Here is a 25,422-nt window from a genome sequence, read left to right as displayed (position 1 = left end):
TTGGTGTGGCTCTTGGGCGTGGAGGAGTCCCAATCCCCTTGGTGAGAAGTTCCTTCTGCCTTCTGCCACCTGCCTTCTGCCTTCTTTCAACTTTCTATCCTGGGGGAGGAAGTCAGTTTTGCAAATGTTTAACTAGCTATTAGCTTTTAGCATTCAGCTATCAGCTTTTAGCAGCTCTGGGTTTAAATCCCCGGTTTCTATAAACCGGAAGGTTGAGTCGGGGTAACAGTCCCCTTCTAAACGTTTATTCGGTAAATGGGTGGGTGTTTGTCATTTCTCTAGCTATAGTTGGCCAAGTATTAGGTCAGGGGCTTCTTGCTTATAGTCTGAAAAAGTTTTCCTCTGGATTTGTAGCTTTAGTTCTTTTACTAGAGTCAATTCTGGTTGCCATAGCAGCTTGGGCAATTTTTGGTGAAGCCTTAACCTTATTTGACTCGGTAGCTTTTTTTGCGATTTTGCTAGGTCTTTATCTAGCCGTATCCAGTCAATCTGCTGTTAAAGAATAAGAACTAGGACTTACGCATTCCAAACAATAACTGTTCCAAATCAAGGTATTTGGCAGTCTGCTGAAAATTCTATAATTTTTGCTTTCATTCGGATTAATCAGCGCTTTTGAGATTGATGACCTCACGTCATAACCAAAACCCCTATTCCCTATTCCCTCAATTAATAAAAATCTGTAGCTAATACTGCTATTTATTCTAGAAAAATTAGTTATGCTCTAAAAAGGTAAATTTATAGCTAAGACAGTACGTTAATCATAATGCTGACACAAATAGTTCGTCCCATGGTTCGGACCCAGGTTCGGTTATTAGCAAACTGTCACTCAACCCGTCTAACATTAATTCATACAATTGCTAAATGGCTAGGTTTTTTGGGAGTAAAAGCAGAAGTAACCGAACTTGATGCTAGTCCAGACAAAAAAATAACTATTTCCTTAACTGTAGAAAAACCAGAATCTTGCGATAACCAAGATTGGCAAAAAATTGTCGATGGCATTAATATAGAAAAACCTCAAAATAGTTCCCAAGAAATAACTGCAACCGAACCGATCCAAATAATGACAGCCAAGCAACAAGGAAAACTGCAAAGGTTGATAGCTTATCTTATTCAAGCAGGGGAACCAAATCAGAAAATTAAATGGGAAGAAATATGTCCTAATTTACAACAATTGGGATTAGATGAAAATATGTTAGACGGAATTCGTTCTGCGATTAGAGTACCTCAATCTATCGATTTATTAGTTGAAGAATTAGAGCCAGATGTAGCAGCGATCGCTCTTCCTTTAGCGATGAATATTGCTCTTTTTGATAGGCAAGTCAACTCATCTGAAGATTATGCTTTAAATTCATTATTACAGGTAATGAAACAACCTACAAAACCTACAATTGTAGAGAAAAATGTAGAGAAAAATTTTTTCAGGCATAAGCTATATTGGCTAATAACTTCAGTTATTCCTAGATCATGGTACTTACAGCGCTTTTCAGATTGGTGAACCACACATTCAAAACAATAATACTTGTAGGGACGTTCCATGGAACGTCCCTACTGTGGTCGATTCAAATAAAAACTGCTGTAGACATTTTTTCGACTATAAACTAGCTAAAAAAATGGCTAGGCAGGGGAAAGATGTCAAAGCCATAAAATTGGCTAAAACCCTTATCAATACTGGATTTATACCTTTTTTACCTAAAAGTCTATCTTTAGAGTCTGGATACCAAAACCAGGAAAGGATGAAAAGCGACCGCTGGGAATTCCAACAATGTACGATCATGCATTACAAGTCCTGGTGAAATTAGGTATGGAAGCAGAATGGGAGGGACGTTTTGAACCTAATAGCTATGGTCTTTTCCGGTGGCCAACGCATGATGCCATAGCAGCCATCTATGCCAGCACCAACAAAAAGTCTAAATATGTGCTAGATGCTGACATATCCAATGGGTTCTATAAAGCGTTTTGGCATAGTGGCGTTCGTGGAGCGTGGTGGAGCGCCGTATCGCTCTTTTTTTCTTCAACTTGATTATACACTAACGATGCTACCAGACATGATATAATCAGCGATCGCTCTTCAGATGTAAAATACACTTCAAAGGCGTTGCTGATTTGGGGTATGATTTGTATTTTTTGGCGATTGCTAAACTATATTAATGACAAATATTTGAGATTCTTCAGTTTTTATTTTCATACCTTGATTCAGCAACGCCACTTCAAATATTGAAATTGTTGCCAATGGTGTTATCTTGTGGAAAGGAAAATATTGTAAAAATGTTGGTTGTTTGAATAGCAACTAATTTATCACGCTCACCGATGGAAAAATCTAATATAAACCAGCTAGTCTTAATCGCAAATAATCAAACTCCAGACCGCATTCCACGAATAATATCAATAGACCTTTTGCGTGGACTCGTAATGGTGCTAATGACATTAGACCATGTACGAGGATTTTTTTCCAATGCCGACTTTAATCCTTTAGACCTTACTCAGTCAAACATTCCTCTATTTCTAACACGGTGGATAACTCATCTTTGCGCGCCTACATTCATTTTTTTAGCAGGAATTAGCGCTTATCTCTCTCTCAAACGTGGCAAAACTAAACAACAACTTTCTCGGTTTTTGTTGCTCCGAGGACTGTGGTTAGTATTTCTAGACTTAACAATAGTGCGTTTTAGCTGGAGGTTTGACCTGAGTCGCATTTTTTCTGCTGCCGGAGTATTGTGGGCGATCGGTTGTTCGATGATTTTCTTAGCAGCAATAATTTATCTTCCTACTCGAATAATTGCGACAATTGGAATTTTCCTGATAGTCGGACATAATCTTTTTGATAACGTACAAGCAGAACAATTAGGAAATATTGGTTGGATTTGGACAATACTTCACGAGCAAAAAATGATTGAACCAATTTCTGGGTTTCGTTTGTTTATCCTTTATCCTCTTATTCCTTGGATCGGAGTAATGGCATTAGGTTATGCTTTCGGAACACTATTTGAAATGGAAAAAGAACGGCGACTTCAGCTATTAAGAAACATCGGTTTAAGTACGATTGCTGCTTTTATCATTATCCGAGCAACTAATATTTATGGCGACCCCAATCCTTGGTCAATCCAGTCTAACTTTCCTAATACCTTACTATCTTTTATCGATTGTCATAAATCATCCGCCTTCTCTACTCTATTTACTAATTACACTCGGTCTAGCAATATTATTACTTTATTGTTTGGAAAAAACAAAAATACGTTATTTTAAACCATTAATTATATTAGGTCAGCAACCATTATTTTTCTATGTTATACACATCTACTTAATTCATCTAACTGCTATTTGATTTGCCCTTTCTAGATATGGAATAGAACCTTTTACTTTCTCCCAAGTAGGCATCAGTTGGAAACCAAAAGAATTTGGGTATGATTTACCAATTGTTTATCTAATTTGGTTGTTAATAACCTTCCTTTTATACATTATCTGTGACTGGTTTGCTAAGTATAAGAAAAAGCATCGAGGCAAGTGGTGGTTAAATTACTTATAAATATCGGGTTTTCGTAGCTTTCTAATTCAGTAGAAGGTACTGATAACTGATAACTGATAACTGAAATGACTGGTTCGCTAAGTATAAGAAAAAGCATCGAGTTCAATAATTTAGAATGGGCGAATTAAGAATTTAGAATTACCTCTTCTTATAAATAAGAGAATTGGATAAAAGGATTTTTTTCTTCTCTTGGTCTGATAGATATAGCGCAGGTTTCCTTGCCATCCCACCCTCCGGGAAGCTCCGAAGATCGACCGCTTTTTTCTCTATGAATGGAGAGGCTTTATACCTGAATTTTTCGGTAAGTGGTGGTTGAATTACTTATAAAGACCAGTTATGTAAGCATTCAGCAGTCAGCTATCAGCTATCAGTTTTATTAGCTTTAAAGGAGGAAAAAGCAATTGAGAGATTTCAAAGAATTAAAAGTATGGGTAAAGTAAACATTTCCTGCGGAATGCTGCGCAAACAGCTAGCTCGCTGTCAGCTGTCAGCTCTCATGAGGGGGTTTTAATGAATATAAACTGTTTCAGCCAGCTTTTACAGTAAGTATAAATTCTGACTCAATTAGTAAAGCTTTTATCTAAAACTGAAAGCAATAGCTGATGGCTGAAGTGCTGACGGCTGAATGCTTGCTCAGTTATTGACCGAAAAATTCTGGATTATAAAATTTCATCGCCAACTGATATACTATCTAATCAACAAATTTAAGTTTTATCAGATTAAAATTTATCTATGGGTTATCCTTCTTATACTCCTCCGTGGTTCCTGAAAAATGGTTTAGCAATGACTCTTTATGCAGCCTTTTGGATACCCCGTTTTTGGGAAGAAACTACTACATTTCCGAAGCTTTCTTACCAAGAGAAAATTTTTATGGGAGCAAATAATGTGCCAATTTTTGGCTGGATGGCTATTCCAGAAAACCCAAAAGGTACAATTATTGGGACTTATGGAATTACAGGAGAGTTAGATAATCAATGGTTCTTAAAACTATTAGGACGCAAAGCTTATGCTCAAGGTTATGCCATTATTTTATTTGATTGGCGTGCCCATGGCAAGACAGCATTATTATCACAAGCTCTAACTTCAGATGGCATTTATGAAGGGCAGGATTTTGTTCATATTGCTGCTCAAGCAAAAGCAATGGGTTGTCCGCCTAATTTTTGGTTTACTGCATATTCTTTCGGAGGGCAACTAGCACTTTGGGGTGCAAAATTAGCAGACAGTTTGGCTCCAGAATTAGGATTAGCAGAAACAGATATTGGTGGTTGTGCAGTTATTTGCCCCAGTCTAGAAGCTCAACGTTCTCTCTCTTATTTAGATAGTTCTCCTTTAGGAAGATACTTGGATAAAGGAATTACTAAAAACCTCAAAAAATTAGTTCGGTTAATTCATGAACATCATCCAGATTTTATCGATCCAGAGGCAATAGAACGAGCAGATTGTATGTGGAAATTTCATGAAGAATTTATTATTGAAAAGTTAGGATTTTCATCAGTAGAAGCTTACTATCAAGCAACAAGTCCTCTATATTTTTTACCTCATTTAAAAAAACGAACATTGATTATTTATGCTGAAGATGATCCAATGTTTGACCCAACAATTGGAGCAGATTTAAAAACTGCTTGTGAGAGTAATTCTGCCATTGATTTAATGTTAACTCGTTATGGTGGTCATGTAGCTCATGTTAGCAGTAAATCTTGTCAAGCTAATGCTCAAGATCCTGATGTTTGGTGGGCATTGAATCGAGTTTTTGAGTGGATTAAACAAAATGAAATGTCAACATTAACTACTTCAGTTACTGCTTAAATTAATCATTTGGAATTGGGTTCTAATCCTAATTCCTGATATGTAAGCATTTCCTCCGGAATGCTGCGCAAACACCTATTAGCAGTCAGCTCTTCCTGCGGAATGCTTACCCTGATATTAATTAGGGTTTACTGATTAAATCTAAAAGCACTGACATATAAAGGTTTTAGCATTTTTGGGTTGAAAAAAGTACCAGCTTTTCAGTGGCAAGAGCTGCAAAAAGCTAGTATTTTGGGATGGTTATGGCAGAAAAATTGAGGGACAATTTTTCCGACTACCTCCTCTATAATTCCCATTTCTCCTGTCTCCTGTCTCCTGTCTCCTGTCTCCTACCCTCACTCATAAGACTTTTTCAGCAAATCCTAATTAGTTGCTCATTTTGTAGCAATATTTAGCCAATTAATTTTACTACCTAATTTGAAAATTATTCGCTTCCAGAGAAACATCATTATTCAAAACTGCAAATTGAGCACCATCTCCTAAACCAGATTCACTACCATTAGCATTATAAAATAATGCGCCACTGGCAGAACTGTAAACAATAAAAGCACCATTAGTGGCAACAGCATCATCACTTTCAACTATGGCAAAATCTGTTTCCACACTGAAACCTTCACCTGCATCACTCTCTAAAGCAGTGAATGTTTTTTTGTCTAACAAAATCAAGTCTCGTTGTACATCAAAGTCTGTAATTATATCTATACCTATTGCGGAGGTTTCAAACTCTTGGTTAGTGTTGAAGATAAAGCGGTCAATGCTAGCTCCACCTGTGAGAGTATCGTTGCCTGCACCTCCGTTGAGGCGATCGCGACCAATACCACCGTTTAAAATGTCGTCACCATTACCACCGAGTAAGATCTCAGACCCAGGGCGACCAGTGAGAGTGTCATTGCCGTCGTTACCACGCAGCAGGTCATTGCCTCCAGCACCGATGATTTGGTCTGCACCACTACCACCATTAACAGTATCGTTACCACCTCCAGCATTGAAAATGTCATTGCCGTCGTTGCCACGGAGCAAGTCTTTGCCTCTACCACCAATAATTTGGTCTGCACCACTACCACCATTAACAGTATCGTTACCACCACCAGCATTGAGAATGTCATTGCCGTCGTTACCATTAACACGATTATTTGCTCCATTGCCTGTGATGGTATTGTCTAGGTTATTGCCTTTACCGTTAATGACATTGTTGCCTGTGAGATTCAGGTTTTCTAAGTTATCCCCTAGAGTGTAAGTGATGGAGGAATTGACAGTATCATTACCTGCATCAGCTAGTTCTATGACGGTATCTTCTGAGTTGTCTACCACATAAGAGTCATTGCCAGGCCCACCAATCATTATGTCTATTCCTGAGCCACCATCAAGTTTATCGTCACCAGCACCACCTATGAGGGAGTCGTTATCAGTATTGCCCAGAAGAGTGTCATTTCCCCCTGCACCGTCAATAGTATCATTGCCTGCTAATCCATCAATCAATTCGTTTCTGGAGGTGCCAGAGAGATTATCGTCTTCTGGAGTGCCAGGAGGTCCGGTAGTATTGAGTAGTATTGAGACATTGGAGAAATTACTTGTGCCTAAGTCGAGATAGTCATCTCCATTGAATTCTCCTACTGCTATTGAGTTTAGTTCATCTTCCACCGTAAAAGTAGTAGCAAAAGTAGTAGGAGCAGTAAAAGTGCCATCTCCATTTCCTAATAACACTGACACACCATCAGACCAATAGTCAGCCGTGACTAAGTCAAGATTGCTATCTCCATTGAATTCCCCTACTAATATTGAGAATGGGTGATCTCCTGCCGCAAAAGTAGTAGGAGCAGCAAAAGTGCCATCTCCATTTCCTAATAACACTGACACATCATCAGACCAAGAGTTAGCTGTAGCTAAGTCGAGATTGCCATCTCCATTGAATTCCCCTACTAATATTGAGAATGGGAAATCTCCTACCGCAAAAGTAGTAGGAGCAGCAAAAGTGCCATCTCCATTTCCTAATAACACTGACACATTATCGGATAAACCATTAGCCACAGCTAAGTCGAGATTACCATCTCCGTTAAATTCTCCTACTGCTATTGAGTTTAGTTCATCTCCTACCGCAAAAGTAGTAGGAGCAGCAAAAGTGCCATCTCCATTTCCTAATAATACTGACACATCATTGGATATAATATTAGCCACAGCTAAGTCGAGATTGCCATCTCCATTGAATTCCCCTACTGCTATTGAGCTTGGCCTATCTCCTACCGCAAAATTAGTAGGCTCAGAAAAAGAGCCATCTCCATTTCCTAATAACACTGAGACACTACCACTCCAAGAAGAGAAATCAGAGTTAGCTGTAGCTAAGTCAAGATTGCCATCTCCATTGAATTCTCCTACTACTATTGATCTTCGGGGACCTCCTACCACAAAAGTAGTAGGAGCAGCAAAAGTGCCATCTCCATTTCCTAATAATACTGAGACACTACCACTCCAAGGAGAGAAAGAAGAGAAATCAGAGTTAGCTGTAGCTAAGTCAAGATTGCCATCTCCATTGAATTCCCCTACTACTATTGAGTTTGCCCAATCTCCCACCGCAAAAGTAGTAGGCTCACTAAAGGAAACCGCAAACACCCCCGAATACCCCTGAATAACTTCTGGCAAAAACGCTCAAAAAGTCAGTATTTTAGGCGCATAGTTGGGCAGAACAATCTTGGGACAATTCTTATTTCTACCTCCTCGCTCATTCCCATTTCTCCTATCTCCTGTCTCCTGTCTCTTACCCCTACTAAAAGACTTTTTCAGCTAATCTCAATTAGAGCATAAAAAAATCTGGAAAGCAAGACTGATTTGGCTGAAAAAACATTAAATTTTTCTGTAAATTTAGTTACAGGATTTGATTCAGATTGAAAATATCATAATATTAAATTTTAATTAAATATCTAGCTTTTATAGAGTTTAGGTCGAGTATTACTAATACAAAATCCGACTTATAATCCCCTCTAATTAAATACCTATAATCTCTTAAAATCAAGTTATATAGCCATTATAGAAAAGATATGTAATTTTCAGGATTGTCAGACCTACGGATTATGATTTTTTTTACCTTTTCAGAATAAAAATAGTTTAGTTAATTATGACAAACCGTAAAATCTGAAAAAAAAATTATGTTGTCTTGACTACATTACTTTTTCACTTTGATTAAAGAAAAAAAATGAGTATGTTTTGAGAAAAACTGTGAGAATTGATACGGTAAAAAACAGACAGATTTTATAAATTCAGTTAGAAAGTTGTGAGAAAAAATTGATGAAAATATTTGCCTGTAGTAACTCGTAAAATTTACATTTTTTTCACGCATATCTACTGATTTACTGAAGGAGAAGACTATGTGGGAGTATCTACCACAATTAAACGATCATTACTTGCCTTACCCAGATACAATACATCCCATCGTTGTCCACTTCGTAATAGCGATGGTATTATTTGCTTTCGTATGCGATCTTATTGGTTATTTTACTCATAATTACCGTTTATATGAAGTAAGCTGGTGGAATATGTTTTTCGCCACAATTTCTATTTTTATCGCCATAATATTTGGTCAGTTTGAAGCAGGTCTGGCACAACCCTACGAAGCAGTCCAACCAGTCTTAAATTTACATACCTTGATTGGTTGGTCTCTATCAGGAATCATTGCTGCACTTACTGGTTGGCGGTATGTGATTCGTTCAAATAATACAGAAAAATTGCCGATGCCATATCTGGGATTGGGGTTGGTGCTAGTAGGTATAGTTTTCTTCCAGGTATATCTTGGAGATAAACTGGTTTGGGTATATGGGTTACATACAGTACCAGTAGTGGAAGCGATCGAGGAGGGAATTTTACAATGAACCCAGAATTAATAGATAGTTTGAGTTCTCAATTAGGGGCAAATGGTCTCCCATACAGCATCCCAATTCATCCTAATTTAGTTCATCTGACTTTAGGTTTGTTTATTATGGGGATCGCCTTTGATATCGTGGGTATACTCTTTCCTCTACAAAAACCAGTCTTTAAACTTTTAGCAATATCCACTACTCGTTCTAATTTTTTTGATGTAGGTTGGTACAATATGCTAGCTTCATCAATAATTACATTTTTCACGGTAGCAGCAGGTTTTTATGAAATCATGCTAGCGAGACCATCCGCAGAGCTAAAAAGTGCCTGGGGGTTGGGAGCTATGGATACTATGCTCTGGCACGGTGTTGGTGGTGTGTTCCTGTTGGCCTTCATTGTGGGTATGACAATCTGGAGAGGATTTCAACGCTATATCTGGTCTAAGGACAAACTCCAACAAGTGCAGTGGAGCTATTTAGCAGTGGGTTTATTCATCATGTTTCTGATGTATGTTCACGGAACTCTGGGAGCACAGTTAGCTGCGGAGTTTGGAGTACATAATACTGCTGATGCATTGCTAAAAATAGGCGAAAACCCCAACCAGGTGCTTAAGTAGGGTTTGCTGAAAAAGTCTTTTAGTATGGGGTAGGAGACAGGAGACAGGAGACAGGAGACAGGAGGAACGGGGAATTTATAGGAGGTAGGATTCAACAATTAATAATTAATAATTAATAATTAACAATTACCTCTCCTCTAATAGGATTGACGCTTAAGGAAATTTTTCTTTTTATCCCCTGAAAAGAGGAGGCTTTAAATCACAATTTTTCGGTAAGAATTGTAAGAATGATTTTTCTGCCCAACTATGCGCCTAAAATACGCTCCATGCATGAGCATCAAGAGCTGAAAACCAGGCACTTTTTTCGACCCCAAAAAGGCACTTGTCTTTATATGTTAATGCTTTTAGATTTCCCTAAGTAATTTAGTAGGGTATTTTGATATGAAAATCAGGACTATTTTGACATTGGGAGCGATCGCTCTCGTTTTAACTGCTGTGAGTATATGGGTTGGACGACTATCCTATTCATGGTTACCACCTCAAGCAGCAGCAGAATCTATATTAATTGATGACCTATTTAGTTTTCTAGTCACCCTTGGTACATTCATTTTTCTGGGAGTAACTGGAACCCTGATATATTCAGTTCTTTTCCAACGTGCTGCTAAATATGACTACAGCGACGGACCCCACATTGAAGGCAACATCACTCTAGAAGTTGTCTGGACAGCAATACCAATTTTTCTCGTATTTTGGATTGCTGCTTATAGCTACAATATCTACCAACAAATGGGAATTCAGGGGCCAATGGAATTAGTACATCTGCATACACCATTAGAAATGGAATCAGCAATTGCAGATCCACTAAAACCCGTAACTGAACCTGTAGAAGAAATCGAAGTCTTTGCCAAACAGTGGTCTTGGGTATTTAGATACCCAGAAAATGGCGTTACTAGCACCGAACTACACTTACCAGCAAATAAGCGAGTACGGGTAGCATTAAATTCAGAGGATGTGCTGCATGGATTTTATATTCCAGCATTCCGACTGAAGCAAGACATTATTCCCAACCATTCAATAAACTTTGAATTTACTCCCATTCGCGTTGGTAAATATAGTCTCACTGACTCCCAATATAGCGGTACTTATTTTGCCACAATGGCAGCAGATGTAGTAGTTGAATCTCCTCAAGATTACCAAAACTGGCTTGTGGAAGCAGCAAATACCGAACTTTCGACCGCAGCAAATCAGGCAACCACTGAATATATTGAAAAATTAAAAGCACCAGTGGAAGCAGGTTGGCCTACTGTTAAACCCGCTGCACCTCCTGTTGTTAATTATCATAGTTGACAGTAAAACGGGCAAAGCATCATAAAGTAAAAGTAAAATTCCTAATGTGACTAAGGCATAAAAATTTGATAATGTCCTAAGCAAACTTTTAACTGCAATACAAATCAACTCAGTTTATTTGATTTATCCACACCATTTAGTCAAAAAAAGAATTACTCCATGAAAGAAATAACAATTGACGGCATCGGTGATGTCACGGAAAAACCAGAACACGAACAACCACCTAACTGGCGACGATACTTCAGCTTCAGTACCGACCACAAAGTCATCGGTATCCAATACCTAGTTACCTCTTTCCTATTTTTCTTAGTAGGTGGAATATTCGCCATGGTAATTCGCGGCGAACTAATGACACCAGAATCAGACCTCGTAGACCGCACCATTTATAACGGAATGTTCACCATGCACGGCACGATCATGCTGTTTCTGTGGACATTTCCATCTTTAGTTGGTCTAGCAAACTATCTCGTACCCATAATGATTGGAGCGCGAGATATGGCATTTCCTCGTTTAAATGCAGCAGCATTTTGGATGGTCCCAGTAGTTGGCGTCCTGATGATAGCCAGTTTCTTTGTTCCTGGTGGCCCCGCACAATCAGGTTGGTGGGCATATCCTCCAGTAAGTATACAAAATCCCACGGGTAATTTAATCAACGGTCAGGTACTATGGATTCTTGCCGTTGCCATTTCTGGTGTTTCCTCCATTATGGGGGCAGTTAATTTTGTCACAACTATTGTGAGAATGCGAGCGCCTGGTATGACATTTTTCCGGATGCCAGCTTTTGTTTGGACAGTATTTGCTGCTCAGATTATTCAATTGTTCGGACTGCCAGCACTGACAGCAGGTGCAGTGATGTTACTATTTGATATCACGATGGGAACTGGATTTTTTAATCCTGCAAACGGAGGAAACCCGGTTCTCTTCCAGCATTTTTTCTGGTTTTACTCCCACCCAGCAGTTTATGTGATTATTCTGCCTATTTTTGGCATTTTTTCCGAAATATTCCCAGTCTACAGTCGCAAACCACTATTCGGGTACAAAGTGGTAGTAATTTCATCAATGCTCATTGCTGCGGTAAGTGGTTTAGTTTGGGTACACCATATGTATGCGAGTGGTACTCCTCCCTGGATGCGGATGATTTTTATGCTGTCAACCATGTGCGTTTCTGTACCGACTGGAATTAAGGTATTTGCCTGGGTGGCAACTATTTGGGGAGGAAAGATTCGGTTGAATACTCCCATGCTATTTGCCTTGGGTGGGTTGATCATGTTTGTGTTTGCTGGTATTACTGGCATTATGCTTTCGGCAGTTCCGGTAGATATTCACGTTAACAATACTTATTTTGTTGTGGGTCACTTCCATTATGTTCTCTATGGCACCGTGACCATGGGAATGTATGCTGCTATTTACCATTGGTTCCCCAAAATGACTGGGAAAATGTATTATGAAGGTTTGGGTCAGTTGCATTTTTGGCTGTCATTCATCGGCACTAACCTCAACTTTTTACCCATGCACCCATTAGGTTTACAGGGAATGTTGCGCCGAGTTTCTTCTTATGCACCTGAGTATGAGTTTTGGAATTTGGTTGCAAGTCTGGGAGCATTTTTATTAGGAATGTCTACTTTACCATTCATTTTAAATATTGTCAGTTCCTGGATACAAGGTAAGGAAGCACCTGCTAACCCTTGGCGAGCGATCGGTTTAGAATGGATGATTTCTTCCCCACCAGATGTGGAGAATTTTGAAGAAATTCCGATAATTATTGCTGAACCCTACGGTTATGCTAAGTCGGAACCTTTGACTTCTAATGACCCCAACGGACATCATGCAGAAGTTGCCGAACCTGTTAATTAGGTGTTCAAGAATTTAGAATGCGCGAATTTAGAATGCGCGAATTACCTCTTCTTATAAATTAAGAGTGGTAGGTTGGGTTAAGCGACAGCGCAACTCAACAAAAATATTTGTTTGTAATATAGCAGTCGTCAGGGCGGTTAGGGGATTCTCGCTCCTCTCAAATTTAGTCCAGTAGGTTGGGTTAAGCGAAAGCGAACCCAACAAAAATATCTGTACTGTAATATGTTTCTGTTGGGTTTATCTTACAGATAAGCTGCGCTAACGTTCCGATACCCAACCTACTGGCGTGTCAAGCTGAAAATGGTGTATTAAATTTTTGAGTATAATTCTTGCTCTAACTAAGGTTGGGAGAATTTTCCTAAAACACTATTTCAAGCTTGACGCGCCACTACGGCAACTATAGCGAGGATAAAACCAGTAAATTAAAGGAGAATTAAAACATGGATAGTTCGATTGCGCCAGAACAAGTGCAGGAACCTTTGCATTCAGCAGTTGCCGAACATACCCACGATGAAGAAGGCAATAGTATGTTCGGGTTTATCGTTTTCTTACTTTCAGAAAGCGTAATTTTCTTGAGTTTTTTTGTCGGATATATTGTCTACAAAACAAGTGCCACCGACTGGTTACCAGAAGGTGTGTCTGGTTTGGAAGTTAGAGAACCTGCTATTAATACAGTAGTTTTGGTTTCTAGTAGTTTCGTTATCTATTTTGCCGAAAAAGCTTTAGAAAAGGATAACTTGACTTGGTTTCGCATATTTCTGTTTGCTACAATGGCAATGGGAACTTACTTTGTAGTAGGTCAAGGAATTGAATGGAATAGTCTAGAGTTTGGTTTCACAACGGGAGTATTCGGTGGAACTTTCTATCTGTTGACTGGTTTTCACGGTCTGCACGTTATGACAGGTATTTTGTTGCAGGGTATTATGTTGGGTCGCTCTTTCATTCCTGGCAACTATGATAACGGTCACTTTGGCATCAATGCTACTTCTTTATTTTGGCATTTCGTTGACGTAATTTGGATTATTTTGTTTATCCTCATTTATATTTGGCAGTGAAATAGTTAGGAGTCAGGAGTCAGGAGTCAGGAGTCAGAATAAATTGTGTAGCGGTCTGTTTACAAGATTTTAAAATGTTGATAGTGTGAGCGTCTCGCTCACGCATGAGTTCTGAAAATGAGAGAATTTTCCACATACCAGGGTTCTGAAAATGAGAGAATTTTGAATCTGGGAGCAACATACTCCCACTACCAAAATCTGAAAATGAGAGAATTTTGAATCTGGGAGCAACATACTCCCACTACCAAAATCTGAAAATGAGAGAATTTTGAATCTGGGAGCAACATACTCCCACTACCAAAATCTGAAAATGAGAGAATTTTGAATCTGGGAGCAACATACTCCCACTACCAAAATCTGAAAATGGGATAATTTTGAATCTGGGAGCAAGATACTCTCACTACCAAAATCTGAAAATGGGATAATTTTGAATCTGGGAACAAGATACTCCCACTACTAAAAAATTAAATATTGATAGTTTAAGTTGAATTATCATTCCATTAATTCTGACCAAAAAATAGGGTCTCAAGCCTCCCCTTTCAAGGGGATGAAAAAAAAATCAAGTTCAATATTTCAAGCCTCTGACTTTCCTGGGGAATGCCACGCAAACAGCAGAGGTACTGATAACTGATAACTGATAACTGAAATGACTCCTATATCCTTATTCAATACACCTCAAAAAAAACAAAGCAAACACCTAAAAAAAATATTAAAGGAAGAATAAAATGATTATTGACGACCAACATTATGATGTGATTATTGTCGGTACAGGTGCAGGAGGAGGAACTTTAGCCTCTAAACTTGCTAATACCGGGAAAAAAATACTCATCTTAGAAAGGGGTGATTTTATGCCCCTAGAAATTCAAAATAGAGCTCATGTTGATATCTTCAAAAAAGAACTTTATCGTGCCCCCGAAAATTGGTATGACAACGCAGGGGAACCCTTTTCTCCTCAGACAAATTATGCCGTAGGTGGCAATACAAAAATCTATGGTGCTGCTCTCATTAGAATGCGAGAAAAAGACTTTGAAACAGTAAAACATCAAGAAGGAATTTCTCCTGAATGGTGTCTCAAATACAAAGACTTTGAACCATATTACACTGAAGCAGAAAAACTTTATAAAGTTCACGGTCAAGTTAGCAAAGACCCAACTGAACCTACCCACAGTGCAGAATATCCTTATCCCGCAGTTGACCACGATCCAGAAATTAAAAAAGTTGTAGAAGCGATCGCCGGGCAAGGTTTACATCCAGAAACTTTACCATTAACTCTCACCCGTGAAGAGGAAGACCCTACTGGAGACTCGGAAGTATTCGGTATTGCACCACTGCTCGACTCTCCTAACATTACTATTAAAGCTAATGCAAAAGTAGTCTGTTTACTCACCAACTCCTCTGGCAATACTGTTAAAGCAGTAGAAGTAGAAATTGGCAAACAATCATTTCTATTTTTTGGGGATATTGTCGTACTTGCTTGTGGAGCGGTAAATTCAGCAGCATTACTATTACGTTCTGCTAATGAAAAACATCCCGATGGTTTAGCAAACAGTTCCGGACAAGTTGGACGCAACCTGATGAAACATCTGATGACTGCCATAGTGCAACCTAGTCCTAAACCAAACTCTGGGAACTTTCTCAGAAGTGTGAGTGTGAATGATTTTTATTGGGGGGATGAGAATTTTGCCTATCCCATGGGTCACATTGAAAATACAGGCGGTTTGCTCCAAGATATTACTTTTGCTGAGTCTCCACCAATTTTATCTGTGTTAGCAAAAGCGATGCCAGGGTTTGGGTTGAAACAGTTAGCATTGCGTTCCATTGGTTGGTGGTTGCATTCGGAAATAGTACCAGACCCCAATAACCGAGTTGAAGTCAAAGGGGATAAGTTGTTTTTCCATTACACTCCCAACAACTGGGAAGCACACGATCGCCTAGTACATCGTTGGATGGATGTATTGAAGTTGGTAGACAAAGAGGTGGGAAATGCTGTATTGAAGCGCGGCAGTATTTATCCCCGTGGGGAAGTTCCCATTGAGGTTGTAGCAAACCAATGTGGTACTTGTCGGTTTGGGGAAGACCCGAAAACATCGGTTTTGGATATTAACTGTCGTGCCCACGATGTTGATAATTTATATGTTGTGGATAGCAGTTTTTTCCCATCAAGTTCAGCAGTGACTCCTGCATTGACTATTATTGCTAATGCTCTGCGGGTAGGGGAACATTTGAAGGAAAGATTACAGTAATGGTCGTGCATTGTCATTATTTTTTTGACGAAGCATAACAGTGGGAGCATCTTGCTCCCGTGTAATATCATGTTCCCCCTCCGGGGGAGCTACGCTAACGGTTGAATACTTATAAATGACTGTTGTGAATCCTCAGGAGTCAGTCCTCAGGAGTCAGGAGGAAATATTGGAGAAAAAGAACAAATATTGGTATTGGGGGTATTGATAATTTAAGTATTTGTTTGGTACTGTCGATACCCGGAGTCCTTAAATTGTATTATAACTGATTATCCGCAATTCGTAGCTCCCCTGGAGGGGGAACATGATATAAGATATTCCTTAGTTTCTGCATACTATTACTATTGAGGACTACCAACACTTATAATAACAGCTCATAGTTGCCCTTTAGCGCCTCAAATATATCTAGCAGCGCTGAAGCTCAACTACAAACAAATACTTTACTGTCCGAATATAATATTACTCAAGAATTATTCATCTGTTCAAATAACTGTTGAACTGACAAAATAGGTAGACTTGCACCAACAAAATCATCAGCATTACGAGTAATAATAGCATCAACATTCTTAGCATAAGCACAAGCTAATTGCACTGCATCTTCAAAGTCTCTCAAATTAGAAGCAAAAGCAGTTTATAAAATATTACGATTAACGTCACAAATTTCTAATGCTAATGTCATAGCAACTGCTTCTCTTGCTCTTTCAATACTTTTGGTTTGTTTTCTGACAATATAAAAAATATTAGTTAAGGTTGTTGCTGTCACAAAACCTTCAATTTGCTGATTTTTAATAACTTCAAATAAAGCATCAGCATCGCCGAAAAATGGCTCTCTCTGTAGGAGAAAATCAAGCGCAATATTAGTGTCTATTAAAACTTTCATTTTAAGTATTTCTCCACTAGGCGTTCCTCTAGCATCGCCTCAACCTCAGCATCAGTCGGAGGCGGGCCATCAGTTTTTGCTATACCTCGCAAACCTTCTATAGCAGCTTTGAGGTCGCGACGGGGGCGAAATTCCTCGTTCAAAGAATCTGTAATGTCCTTGAGTAAAGAGAGGCGATCGCTTACTGATAAATTCAGAGCTTTTTTTCTTAATTCCTGTAGTTCTGACATAATTTTTGTTCCTTCAAATTGCTTTTATCTAAATATTATAGTATGTATTTTTCTCAGGATTTTAAATATTTCTCCACTAAACGTTCTTCTAGCATAGCTTCAACTTCCTCATCATTTGAAGGTGGACTATCTGTTTTTCCTATGCCTCGGAACTTGTCTAAGAAATCAGGAGGTAACTCTGGCCGAGGGCGAAGTTCCTCATTCAAAGAATCTGTAATTGCCTTAAGTAATAACAGGCGATCGCTTACTGATAAATTCAGAGATTTTTTTCTTAATTCCTGTAGTTCTGACATGATTTTTATTCCTTCAAATTGCTTTGATATAAATATTATAATATGTATTTTTCTACGGTAATTTTTTCAAAAATCAATGGTCAAACCTTTATCTTTCAACACTTTTAGACTGAATTAGCAAGGCTAACTATTGTCCAACAGATGAATAAAACATCAATAAAGTCTGAAAATCAGCGATCGCTATCGCGGTACAGATGTGAGAATGCTACTTCAAAAATCAATGGTCAAACCTTTATCTTTCAACACTTTTAGACTGAATTAGCAAGGCTAACTATTGTCCAACAGATGAATAAAACATCAATAAAGTCTGAAAATCAGCGATCGCTATCGCGGTACAGATGTGAGAATGCTACTTCAAAAATCAATGGTCAAACCTTTATCTTTCAACACTTTTAAATTGAATTAGCAAGGCTAACTATTGTCCAACAGATAAATCAAACATCAATAAAGTCTGAAAATCAGCGATCGCTCTGGCGCAACAGAGATGTGAGAACGGTAATTTTTTCAAAAATCAATGGTCAAACCTTTATCTTTCAATACTTTTAGATTGAATTAGCAAGGCTAACTATTGTCCAACAGTGGCACATAAATTTGCCTAAAAGTGAATTTTTCATCAAATACTTCTTCGTCTGGTTTAGTAGCAATATTCTTCTCTAAATATTTATCAAGACTGCTATAAATCTCCAAATCTTGTTGCCATCCATATCCATAAATTCCGGCTAATTTTTTAGCATTGTTTTTCACCTCCAGCACTGCTTCTTTCATATAACGGTGGGTACTGCGAGAAATTCTTTCGGTGACAATTTTTGCTTGATTTTCATCCAAATCAGATTCTTTAAAACGTTCAATCAAAATTTCATCAAACTTTTTCCTCAAAGGTGAATCATAGAAACAAATTAAAGTATCCCTAGCATCTCGGTCATTAAAATCTATTTCTTCATCCAATTTTTTAATCTGTTTTTGTACTGCTTCCGATGCCTCAGTTTCTGTCAGCTTTTCCGATATTTCAGGATGGTCTATTAAAAATATTCGTAAACTTTCTAAATAAGCCACCTGAGCCACCAATTTTACTTCATCTTCTAAAGTTGGCTCCTGACGATTTTTTTCAATAATAAAAGTAATAATTCCAGTTGCAATAGGCAAAAAAGGTAAACCAGATCCGGCAACTTTTCCCAGGGGAGAATTTAGTACATCCAAAACAGAATCAATATTCTCAATAAAAGGTTTTAACTCTTTAGCATCCTGATTTTCTTGTAGAGCTTTTGCTATTTCCAAAACTGCCTTAGCTGACTCAACCCCACCTTTAACAGTTTCCGATAAATTCAATTCTATTTCTGTGTTGAGAAATTGCCAAATATTCCGCCAGAGTTTACTTGCCATAGTTAATTTTTATTCCTTTAATTTTTGCCCAATATATTTGGATATCTACAATTTAATTTCTGTCAATTCCTGATTTTAAAAGAATTGTAGTCCAGTCGGGTGTGTTAGCAAAGCATAACGCACCGTCGATCGTCTGTGGAACATGAAACGCCACATTAAAAGCGGTAGTGCAACCCAACATCTACCTGTTTTTGTTGGGTTAACCTGGCATCAACCCAACCTACAAACTTACTTCCTTCTTCCTTCTTCCTTTTTCCTTCTTCCTTCTGCTATAACATAATTATCTTTGTCCCATCAGGAGTTAGATTATGTCCACAATTAGAGAAGAAATGCCCGTATTAGTCCGTCATGAAGGAGATTGGAAAGGAACATATACAATAGTAGATAATCAGGGAAATATTATCGATCGCCATAATTCCCATTTAACTTGTCAGTTTCCAGATAATGGAGAATATCCCTATTTTCAAACTAATCGTTATGAGTGGGAAAATGGTAAAAAAGAAGAATATAAATTTCCAGGAATTTATCGAGATAAAAAAATTTGGTTTGATACAGAAAGATTGGATGGTTACGCTTGGGAAGCAGATGATTCAACAATTATTTTGTGGATTACATATAAAGGAATGCCAGATTTATATATCTATGAAATGATTAATATTAGTCCCGATAATAATCATCGCGCTAGAACTTGGCATTGGTTTAATAATCATCAAATAGTTAAACGAACAATAATTAAAGAAGAAAGAGTAGGTTGAATTATGTCTGGTTGAATAGTTATAAATAACGAGAGAGGAGTCAGGAGTCAGTCCTCAGGAGTCAGGAGGGAAGAAGAAGAAGGAAAAAAGGGAGTGTGGGGAGTGTGGGAAGAAATTAAAAAATATGGCGTTGGTGATTTGAGGTATGATATCATGTCCGGATAATTAGGGATAGAACTCCGTTCCGCGCTCCGCGTTAACGTGCGTTTTGCGCCAGCAAACAACAAACTTTCTCCTTATACTCTTGTTTCTTCCCCTACTGACTCCTGACTCCTAAGAAATATCCTAGTAGCTCGTCTAGCTTGAAAATGTGGGTAAATTTTAGAAAATGTAGACCTCTCCCCCCTTTCCAAGGGGGGTTGGGGGGGATCGTAGCGTTGGGTTTTACTCACAATTTTAGTTTAGACGAGCTACTAGCTATTTGTAGCAAAAACTTATCAATTTGTATTACACACAAAAAATGAAAGCAGTTCGTATACATGAATATACAGGTATTAATGGTATTCGAGTAGAAGAAACAGAGACTTTAACGCCAAATATTGGTGAAATTAGAATGCGTGTAGGAGCAGCAGGAATTAATAACTCAGACCTGCAAATGACCTACGGAAAATATAAAAGACCAGGGGATGACGCACTACCCCAAATTCTGGGTCAAGAAGCAGCAGGTATAGTTGATGCAGTGGGGGAAAAAGTTGAAGGGTTTTTCCCAGGAATGCGGGTGGTAGGACACGTTAAAGGAGCTTTTGCCGAAAAAGCGATCGCTCCGGCAACAGAATTATTACCTATTCCCAACGATATATCTTTTGAAGTAGCTGCCAGTTTACCTATTAATTATTTGACTGCTATTTTAGCTCTCATCTATCGGGCAAAAGTGCAGGTTGGAGAGTGGGTATTAGTCCATCCTGGTAGTGGTGGTGTGGGGACGGCAGCAATACAACTAGCAAAATTATTGGGAGCAAAAGTTATTGCCACTGCTGGTAATAAAGCTAAAGTGGAATACCTATTGAAACTGGGTGCTGACTATGGCATTGACTATAGCAGTCAAAGTGTAGTTTCTGAAGTCAGAAAAATTACAAATAATATAGGAGTACAGGTGGCAGTGGATGGTGCTGGTAAGGTGACATTTGCTGACTGTTTAGAAGTTATAGCTAATAATGGTCGTATTGCTTGTTATGGTACGACTACTGGTTTAGATGCTACTTTACCAATGGGAAAATTACTGGGGCGGAATATTACAGTTTACGGTATTGCTATTTGGTATAACAGTGATTATCAGGCAAGTTGGCAAAGTCTCAAAAATTTAGTTATACCAGCATTTGTGGAGGGAAAGTTACAGTCAACTATTGAGCAAGTAGTAGGTCTTGAAGGACTGTCCGCAGCATTGACGAAAATGGAGGAGCGTCGTTTGATGGGAAAAATTATTGTAGTTCCTTATTTTCTTGAGCGGGGGAGTAGGAGAGTAGAGGAGTAGGGGAGTGGGGGAGTAGGTAGGGAGTTCAAAAATTAGGAAAATCAAAATTTTCTATCTTAAATACTGTGACGATTTCCCACAAACAAACAGCACAAAGCCTGCTGAAGTTATTGTCAGTTGAGCTGCTCTGAGCTTGGAAATATTTTTTGGTGATGAGCGGACTGCCTTTGAAACCAGACTAGGCGTAAATTTGTTTGCTGGATTGCCTTGCAGTAGCTGGATTCGATTTAGTATCTATAAATTGCACAGAATCAAAAGTATTAATCCACAGATGAGCGCCACAACTTGCTGGTTTGTAAGGTCGATAGACAATTTGGCAAGGACCTGAAATATATAACTCATAACCATAATGGTTATTACTGCCATGCTTGACTGACACTACAGCTTCCAATTCTGTTGGAGGCTTACCTTTATTACTTTGAATTTTGTTTTGATTGACATGAATCATTTTTGGTGTAGTAGTTTCTTTCTTGCGCCACATACCTTTCGGACCCCGCCGAGCCGGAATTATTACGGGCATTCCACTTTCTGATACTGGTATTTCCCAGAATCTGCCTTTTTTTTCGGCTCCTTTAACTCTTCCTTGAGCTAATAAAACTAATAAACGTTGACGAGACATACCTAATAAAAAAGACGCTTCTCTAGTACCCATGATTTTTTTCCTTAACTATTGGACAATAGTTAAATGTCCAAAAATAAAATAACATTAAATAAAGTTATCTAAATATTTTTTTTGCTAATTTTAGCTATGTTAGTGTTAATTATTATTATGTTTACTTCTCCCCAACTACCCGACTTCCCCTCCTGAGAGGGGGAGGGGCTAAAAGTTAAAGAGAAAAATTCGTACTTCAAACTTCCTACTAAAGTAGGGAATACTGTTAACTGATAACTGAAATGACTAACCTATTTGACACTCCACGGGATAAATCCGCGTGGATTATTCAGAGGAGTTGTAAATCGGGTTAAAACCACGATTTTCACATTGCTCGTAACAACCACATTGCCAGTACCGTACCGTAGTACGTATACAGCAGCAGTCAACTAGGCGGTGTCAATTGCCACTACTCTCTCCGGCCAAAAGACCATTGAGGCTACTTTTTAAGTTATTGGTTAATTATAACACATTTTTGACTACGGATTAAAATCCGTCGAGTCGTTTCCATCCAACGCTTAAAAGACGGTGGTTTCCCACTTACCGAAATTTTACGATGAAACAGATTTTGTTCAATGGACAGAATAACAAGCAAAAGCTTTGAGCGAACATAATGAAAAAGCACTTGATTTGGAGAATTTAAAGGAGGAGATAGACAATTTGGGAAAAGAGAAAATTAATGAAGTTCATAGCTTTTTAAAACAAATTATAATCCACATTAAAACAAATTATAATCCACAGGTTAAAGCTAGACTACACTAACGAGATTCAATCGCGCAGACATTGGATAGATGAAATTGATGATTTCCAAGATGAAATTGAAAGAAGACTTACTAATAATCTATTAAATAAAACCAATATTGAAGCTGAATATGAGCGAGCAAAGCGCAAAGTTTTAAAAATGTATGATGTTAGTTTACCTGATATTTGTCCTTATACTTTTGAAGATTTGATGAAAAGATTGCCAGAAAATTGATTATAGCGGTTTTCATCACGACGATCGATTATTCTGCTTTTATAGCACTACAAGAATTGGTTAGGACATTTTTCAATCCTAAAATCCTTTTACACCAATTTAAAAAAAGAATGCTACAAAAATGTAGACCTTGATCGGGTATGCTAAAAAATAACTATTATAGTTCATTTTTAGATAGTTATTTATATCGTTTTTCCATTTTTTTAAATATTTCTTCCTTCTTCCTTCTTTCCTCTTCCTTCTTTCGTACGGACGCCCTTATGCAACGTCCCTACCATTTGTAACAAACATTTATCACGCTTGGTATTACAGTTTGCTGTTCCCTATTCCCTATTCCCTAGCGCGTAGCGCTATAGAGTTTGACTAAACCGATGAATATTCCAAAATAAAGATAATTCTAATCCTCCATCAACATAAATATGTTGACCTGTAATAAATTGACTTTCTGGAGAACATAAAAACCCAACTAGAGGAGCAATATCTTCCGGTTGCCCCCATCTTCCCATAGGAGTTACTTGGGGAGGCATTTTATCAATATAAGGTACTTTATCGAGATAGCCATCCCAAGCTTGAGTTTTGATATAACCAGGGGTAATAATATTAACAGTAATTCCCCGTGGAGCAACGGCGATCGCATAATGTCTGGCTAAAGTTTCCATTGCTGCTTTAGCTGGTGCGGCCATTCCATAAACTTTTCCTGGGTTATGAACACCTGTTGCAGAAATGACAACGACTCTACCTTGACCATCAACCATATAAGTTAGAGCTTTTTCGATACAGCGAATAAATGCTTTAGGATAAATTTCTTGAGCTGCTTCATACTGTTCAAAAGTAAAATTTCCTGGTAGTGTTGCGGTAATAGCATAACCAGCGACATGAACAAAAGCTGTAAGTTGACTATTGAAGTTTTCTTCGACTACCTGAAATAAAGCATCAACGGTTTCAGATTTTTTGATGTCTCCAGCTACAGTAATAACCTTAATATTTGATTTTTCTAACTCTTTTTTAACTGCAAGAGCAGCATCATGGTTAGAATGATATCCCAGGATAAGATTAAAACCATCTTCAGCTAATTTACGAGAAATAGCTAACCCTATTCCACGAGTTCCACCAGTAATTAAAGCAACTTTCATAATTATTAAAATAGTTAAGTTTTAAGTTTAGAGATTAATAGTTAGATTAGTCTATGTTGTCTCCTTTAGAATAAATAGATAGACACAATTATTAAGATATTTACTACTCAGATATATTTTTGATTCCCTATTCTTTATTTTCTACCTCCACCAACATATTAAATTAATTTTGCATAGTGGAACTTGCCATTTCAAAGAACTATAGATTACATTATAGTTTACTTAAAAAATACCAATTTCAACAGGGGACTAAAGTATGATGGGCGAAAACCAAGAAAATAGCAATAGTGAATTTGAAGTACCATCAATTAAAGAAGACTGGGGAGGAGATGGTAGAGGACGGATGAATTTATCTGGGAGAAGTACAGCAATTTATCCTCAGTTTATCCCTCGTCAATACCAAATTTTTGACTCTAATACTATACCAGAAATTTTAGATTGGCGCATCCAGGGAATGCCAGAAACTGTCCCTTTCGCAACAAGAAGATTACTATCTTGGCATAATTGTGGTGCATCCACATCAAGGGTTAGTTTCCCACCTCAATTTACAGCTCCCGCAGGAATATTTACAGCCGATCTAGAAATTTTTGTCCTTAGTGGTGTAATTCAAATAGGAGAATGCCAATTAGATAAACATGGTTACTCTTTTATTCCTGCCGGGGTTAGGGTTGGTCCTTGGAAGGTTTTAGGAGATAAACCTGTAGAAATTCTTTGGATGGAAAATGGACCAGTTCCTTTTAAATATGAAGCTTCAAAAATAGATCGTCCTAATGCTAGAATGAACGAATTTATTCCCGCATTGGATAGTAAACTTTTACCTTGGGGAAAAACAGAAACTACCCAATTTGAAGTTGCTAAAAAGAAATATTTAAGAAAAAATGATCGTGGTGTTGGTGTTTGGATTATAGCTATTTTACCTCATTATGATGGGCATTATCCCATGATTCAATGCTACAACGAAGAAGGATATTGTTTAGCAGGCTATGTTGATCTAGACGATTATCGATTAGTAAAGGATCACTTTTGGTATTGTCCTAGTTTTGATATTCTTCCTAGACATATTACAGATGATGGTTGTTTAGCCTTTGTTAGAGTTGATAGGGATCTCTCAAAACCTGGAGTTGTTTTATCCTATAAAAACCGCTTATAGATCAACAAAGAAAGAGAATTATTAACTCTCTATTTATCAGGACTTACGCAAAGACACTATATATAGCGCATGGTAAATCAAGCGATTGCTGACGCAAAGCTCCGCTAACGCTAAAAAAAATTATAGCGATCGCCAAGTTTTGCTGATTATAAACAATCCATCAAAACTTAAATAACAGTCATTTTAATTGTAGGATATTTAAGTTCAGATACTAGATATTTAGACAATAGTTGATGTTTAAGATGATAAATAGTTATGGCTAAAATAGTTGCCAT

The 25,422-nt window shown here is 37.9% G+C and carries 23 protein-coding genes and 1 pseudogene; 16 read left to right on the top strand and 8 right to left on the bottom strand.

Features of this window, described 5'->3' with window-relative positions:
• Positions 1 to 212 precede the first annotated feature (212 nt).
• The 3 genes from F6K18_RS02345 to F6K18_RS02335 all read left to right on the top strand — a co-directional run bounded on the left by F6K18_RS02345 (position 213) and on the right by F6K18_RS02335 (position 2,020).
• Positions 213 to 506: an EamA family transporter gene (locus tag F6K18_RS02345; protein WP_287518280.1), complete on the top strand. Its 294-nt coding sequence runs from the start codon at positions 213 to 215 to the stop codon at positions 504 to 506.
• A gap of 257 nt (positions 507 to 763) precedes the next feature.
• The gene (locus F6K18_RS02340; RefSeq protein ID WP_287518278.1) at positions 764 to 1,495 is read left to right on the top strand and encodes a hypothetical protein; all 732 of its coding nucleotides are present in this window, start codon (positions 764 to 766) and stop codon (positions 1,493 to 1,495) included.
• A gap of 204 nt (positions 1,496 to 1,699) precedes the next feature.
• On the top strand, positions 1,700 to 2,020 hold the full coding sequence (locus F6K18_RS02335; protein ID WP_287518739.1) for a reverse transcriptase domain-containing protein: 321 nt from the start codon (positions 1,700 to 1,702) through the stop codon (positions 2,018 to 2,020).
• Between the two features lie 114 nt (positions 2,021 to 2,134).
• Here the strand turns inward: F6K18_RS02335 and F6K18_RS02330 are convergent, their stop codons facing one another.
• Positions 2,135 to 2,287, bottom strand: a complete 153-nt coding sequence (locus F6K18_RS02330; protein WP_287518276.1) for a hypothetical protein — start codon at positions 2,285 to 2,287, stop codon at positions 2,135 to 2,137.
• 20 nt (positions 2,288 to 2,307) lie between these two features.
• Here F6K18_RS02330 and F6K18_RS02325 point away from each other — a divergent pair, with 20 nt between their 5' ends.
• The gene (locus F6K18_RS02325; RefSeq protein WP_287518273.1) at positions 2,308 to 3,243 is read left to right on the top strand and encodes a DUF1624 domain-containing protein; all 936 of its coding nucleotides are present in this window, start codon (positions 2,308 to 2,310) and stop codon (positions 3,241 to 3,243) included.
• Between the two features lie 1,012 nt (positions 3,244 to 4,255).
• Positions 4,256 to 5,329: a YheT family hydrolase gene (locus F6K18_RS02320; protein ID WP_287518270.1), complete on the top strand. Its 1,074-nt coding sequence runs from the start codon at positions 4,256 to 4,258 to the stop codon at positions 5,327 to 5,329.
• A 408-nt stretch (positions 5,330 to 5,737) separates the two neighbouring features.
• Here F6K18_RS02320 and F6K18_RS02315 read toward each other — a convergent pair whose 3' ends face one another.
• Positions 5,738 to 7,966: an FG-GAP-like repeat-containing protein gene (locus F6K18_RS02315; RefSeq protein WP_287518268.1), complete on the bottom strand. Its 2,229-nt coding sequence runs from the start codon at positions 7,964 to 7,966 to the stop codon at positions 5,738 to 5,740.
• A gap of 722 nt (positions 7,967 to 8,688) precedes the next feature.
• Between F6K18_RS02315 and F6K18_RS02310 the strand changes: the two genes are divergently transcribed.
• The 6 genes from F6K18_RS02310 to F6K18_RS02285 all read left to right on the top strand — a co-directional run bounded on the left by F6K18_RS02310 (position 8,689) and on the right by F6K18_RS02285 (position 16,230).
• Complete coding sequence (locus F6K18_RS02310) at positions 8,689 to 9,189, top strand: DUF2231 domain-containing protein (RefSeq protein ID WP_287518265.1); 501 nt, start codon at positions 8,689 to 8,691, stop codon at positions 9,187 to 9,189.
• Positions 9,126 to 9,791, top strand: coding sequence for a DUF2231 domain-containing protein (locus F6K18_RS02305; protein ID WP_287518264.1), 666 nt, complete (start codon positions 9,126 to 9,128; stop codon positions 9,789 to 9,791). Before F6K18_RS02310 ends, F6K18_RS02305 begins: the two co-directional genes overlap by 64 nt.
• A gap of 381 nt (positions 9,792 to 10,172) precedes the next feature.
• Complete coding sequence (locus F6K18_RS02300; protein WP_287518263.1) at positions 10,173 to 11,078, top strand: cytochrome c oxidase subunit II; 906 nt, start codon at positions 10,173 to 10,175, stop codon at positions 11,076 to 11,078.
• 159 nt (positions 11,079 to 11,237) lie between these two features.
• Positions 11,238 to 12,932 carry a cytochrome c oxidase subunit I gene (ctaD, locus tag F6K18_RS02295; RefSeq protein ID WP_287518261.1) on the top strand — a complete coding sequence of 565 codons (1,695 nt, stop codon included), beginning with the start codon at positions 11,238 to 11,240 and terminating at the stop codon, positions 12,930 to 12,932.
• A gap of 440 nt (positions 12,933 to 13,372) precedes the next feature.
• Positions 13,373 to 13,987, top strand: a complete 615-nt coding sequence (locus F6K18_RS02290; protein ID WP_287518260.1) for a heme-copper oxidase subunit III — start codon at positions 13,373 to 13,375, stop codon at positions 13,985 to 13,987.
• 725 nt (positions 13,988 to 14,712) lie between these two features.
• Entirely contained in the window at positions 14,713 to 16,230 is a 1,518-nt protein-coding gene (locus F6K18_RS02285) for a GMC family oxidoreductase (RefSeq protein ID WP_287518258.1), read from the top strand.
• A gap of 460 nt (positions 16,231 to 16,690) precedes the next feature.
• Here the strand turns inward: F6K18_RS02285 and F6K18_RS36360 are convergent.
• The 4 genes and pseudogenes from F6K18_RS36360 to F6K18_RS02260 form a co-directional block, all read right to left on the bottom strand.
• Positions 16,691 to 17,107 (bottom strand): annotated as a pseudogene (locus F6K18_RS36360) (putative toxin-antitoxin system toxin component, PIN family).
• Positions 17,104 to 17,337, bottom strand: coding sequence for a hypothetical protein (locus F6K18_RS02270; RefSeq protein WP_287518253.1), 234 nt, complete (start codon positions 17,335 to 17,337; stop codon positions 17,104 to 17,106). Before F6K18_RS02270 ends, F6K18_RS36360 begins: the two are co-directional and overlap by 4 nt.
• A 53-nt stretch (positions 17,338 to 17,390) precedes the next feature.
• The gene (locus F6K18_RS02265) at positions 17,391 to 17,630 is read right to left on the bottom strand and encodes a hypothetical protein (RefSeq protein WP_287518251.1); all 240 of its coding nucleotides are present in this window, start codon (positions 17,628 to 17,630) and stop codon (positions 17,391 to 17,393) included.
• Positions 17,631 to 18,191: 561 nt separating this feature from the next.
• On the bottom strand, positions 18,192 to 19,010 hold the full coding sequence (locus tag F6K18_RS02260) for a hypothetical protein (RefSeq protein WP_287518250.1): 819 nt from the start codon (positions 19,008 to 19,010) through the stop codon (positions 18,192 to 18,194).
• A 308-nt stretch (positions 19,011 to 19,318) separates the two neighbouring features.
• Between F6K18_RS02260 and F6K18_RS02255 the strand changes: the two genes are divergently transcribed.
• Both F6K18_RS02255 and F6K18_RS02250 read left to right on the top strand, forming a co-directional pair.
• Entirely contained in the window at positions 19,319 to 19,765 is a 447-nt protein-coding gene (locus tag F6K18_RS02255) for a DUF3598 family protein (RefSeq protein ID WP_287518248.1), read from the top strand.
• A gap of 460 nt (positions 19,766 to 20,225) precedes the next feature.
• A complete protein-coding gene (locus F6K18_RS02250) occupies positions 20,226 to 21,236 on the top strand; it encodes an NADPH:quinone oxidoreductase family protein (protein WP_287518245.1) in 1,011 nt (336 codons plus the stop codon).
• Between the two features lie 178 nt (positions 21,237 to 21,414).
• Here the strand turns inward: F6K18_RS02250 and F6K18_RS02245 are convergent, their stop codons facing one another.
• A complete protein-coding gene (locus F6K18_RS02245; RefSeq protein ID WP_287518244.1) occupies positions 21,415 to 21,888 on the bottom strand; it encodes a hypothetical protein in 474 nt (157 codons plus the stop codon).
• 600 nt (positions 21,889 to 22,488) lie between these two features.
• Between F6K18_RS02245 and F6K18_RS36355 the strand changes: the two genes are divergently transcribed.
• The gene (locus tag F6K18_RS36355; protein WP_353734987.1) at positions 22,489 to 22,650 is read left to right on the top strand and encodes a DUF29 family protein; all 162 of its coding nucleotides are present in this window, start codon (positions 22,489 to 22,491) and stop codon (positions 22,648 to 22,650) included.
• Positions 22,616 to 22,864, top strand: a complete 249-nt coding sequence (locus F6K18_RS36350; protein ID WP_353735000.1) for a DUF29 family protein — start codon at positions 22,616 to 22,618, stop codon at positions 22,862 to 22,864. The genes F6K18_RS36355 and F6K18_RS36350 overlap by 35 nt, the downstream gene beginning before the upstream one ends.
• 350 nt (positions 22,865 to 23,214) lie before the next feature.
• Here the strand turns inward: F6K18_RS36350 and F6K18_RS02240 are convergent, their stop codons facing one another.
• Positions 23,215 to 23,997 carry an SDR family NAD(P)-dependent oxidoreductase gene (locus tag F6K18_RS02240; RefSeq protein WP_287518242.1) on the bottom strand — a complete coding sequence of 261 codons (783 nt, stop codon included), beginning with the start codon at positions 23,995 to 23,997 and terminating at the stop codon, positions 23,215 to 23,217.
• 256 nt (positions 23,998 to 24,253) lie between these two features.
• Here F6K18_RS02240 and F6K18_RS02235 point away from each other — a divergent pair, with 256 nt between their 5' ends.
• Positions 24,254 to 25,147: a DUF4437 domain-containing protein gene (locus F6K18_RS02235; protein ID WP_287518240.1), complete on the top strand. Its 894-nt coding sequence runs from the start codon at positions 24,254 to 24,256 to the stop codon at positions 25,145 to 25,147.
• Positions 25,148 to 25,422 lie beyond the last annotated feature (275 nt).

Origin of the sequence: Okeania sp. SIO2C2, from assembly GCF_010692625.1 — a bacterium.
GTDB lineage: Bacteria > Cyanobacteriota > Cyanobacteriia > Cyanobacteriales > Microcoleaceae > Okeania > Okeania hirsuta.
The sequence above is the reverse complement of the archived record's forward strand: the minus strand, read 5'-3'. Positions and strand labels throughout refer to the sequence as shown.

What these genes read in the sequence shown, in the direction of transcription:
- F6K18_RS02320 (WP_287518270.1), top strand. Translation starts at nt 4,256, where the DNA reads ATGGGTTATCCTTCTTATACTCCTCCGTGGTTCCTGAAAAATGGTTTA.
- F6K18_RS02300 (WP_287518263.1), top strand. Translation starts at nt 10,173, where the DNA reads ATGAAAATCAGGACTATTTTGACATTGGGAGCGATCGCTCTCGTTTTA.
- F6K18_RS02265 (WP_287518251.1), bottom strand. Translation starts at nt 17,630, where the DNA reads ATGTCAGAACTACAGGAATTAAGAAAAAAATCTCTGAATTTATCAGTA.
- F6K18_RS02260 (WP_287518250.1), bottom strand. Translation starts at nt 19,010, where the DNA reads ATGGCAAGTAAACTCTGGCGGAATATTTGGCAATTTCTCAACACAGAA.
- F6K18_RS02235 (WP_287518240.1), top strand. Translation starts at nt 24,254, where the DNA reads ATGATGGGCGAAAACCAAGAAAATAGCAATAGTGAATTTGAAGTACCA.
- F6K18_RS02250 (WP_287518245.1), top strand. Translation starts at nt 20,226, where the DNA reads ATGAAAGCAGTTCGTATACATGAATATACAGGTATTAATGGTATTCGA.
- F6K18_RS02340 (WP_287518278.1), top strand. Translation starts at nt 764, where the DNA reads ATGCTGACACAAATAGTTCGTCCCATGGTTCGGACCCAGGTTCGGTTA.
- F6K18_RS02270 (WP_287518253.1), bottom strand. Translation starts at nt 17,337, where the DNA reads ATGTCAGAACTACAGGAATTAAGAAAAAAAGCTCTGAATTTATCAGTA.
- F6K18_RS02310 (WP_287518265.1), top strand. Translation starts at nt 8,689, where the DNA reads ATGTGGGAGTATCTACCACAATTAAACGATCATTACTTGCCTTACCCA.
- ctaD (WP_287518261.1), top strand. Translation starts at nt 11,238, where the DNA reads ATGAAAGAAATAACAATTGACGGCATCGGTGATGTCACGGAAAAACCA.
- F6K18_RS02245 (WP_287518244.1), bottom strand. Translation starts at nt 21,888, where the DNA reads ATGGGTACTAGAGAAGCGTCTTTTTTATTAGGTATGTCTCGTCAACGT.
- F6K18_RS02255 (WP_287518248.1), top strand. Translation starts at nt 19,319, where the DNA reads ATGTCCACAATTAGAGAAGAAATGCCCGTATTAGTCCGTCATGAAGGA.
- F6K18_RS02240 (WP_287518242.1), bottom strand. Translation starts at nt 23,997, where the DNA reads ATGAAAGTTGCTTTAATTACTGGTGGAACTCGTGGAATAGGGTTAGCT.
- F6K18_RS02325 (WP_287518273.1), top strand. Translation starts at nt 2,308, where the DNA reads ATGGAAAAATCTAATATAAACCAGCTAGTCTTAATCGCAAATAATCAA.
- F6K18_RS02285 (WP_287518258.1), top strand. Translation starts at nt 14,713, where the DNA reads ATGATTATTGACGACCAACATTATGATGTGATTATTGTCGGTACAGGT.
- F6K18_RS02290 (WP_287518260.1), top strand. Translation starts at nt 13,373, where the DNA reads ATGGATAGTTCGATTGCGCCAGAACAAGTGCAGGAACCTTTGCATTCA.